Below are 381 nucleotides of genomic sequence, written 5' to 3'. Positions count from 1 at the left end.
CACCAGGCGCCGTCGGCGAAGCCGGGCAGGTCGATGACATTGGCCGACAGCTTTTCGACACGCACGGTGCCGGTCGGCAGAACGATGCCGCCCAGGCGCTCGGCCCAAAGCGCTGGATCGGCCTTGACGGTGAAATCGACCGGCGCCTCGTGGCGATGCGCGGCAAGGATGGCGTGCGCCTTGTCGGCTCCGTAGGCGGCGGTCAGCCGCTCGGCAAGCCAGTGCGGCGCGTCGCTGGTGGCGGCAAGCGCCGGGGCAAGCTCGGCGGCCTGGGCGCGGGCCAGCGAACGCAGCACGCCATTGACGAGGCCGGAGAAGCGGGTGGTGCGCGGATCGGATTTGGCGTGGGTGACGGCAAGGTCGACGGCGGCGCTGTCCGGA

1 pseudogene is annotated in these 381 nt (G+C 71.7%); it reads right to left on the bottom strand.

The features are described 5' to 3' along the window. Positions 1-381 (bottom strand): annotated as a pseudogene (locus EOA32_RS38205) (MFS transporter); the annotation flags it as partial.

Origin of the sequence: Mesorhizobium sp. M1A.F.Ca.ET.072.01.1.1 (genome assembly GCF_004023325.1) — a bacterium.
In the GTDB taxonomy this organism is placed as follows: Bacteria; Pseudomonadota; Alphaproteobacteria; order Rhizobiales; family Rhizobiaceae; genus Mesorhizobium.
Note: the sequence above shows the minus strand (reverse complement) of the source record. Positions and strands in the feature narration are given on the sequence as shown.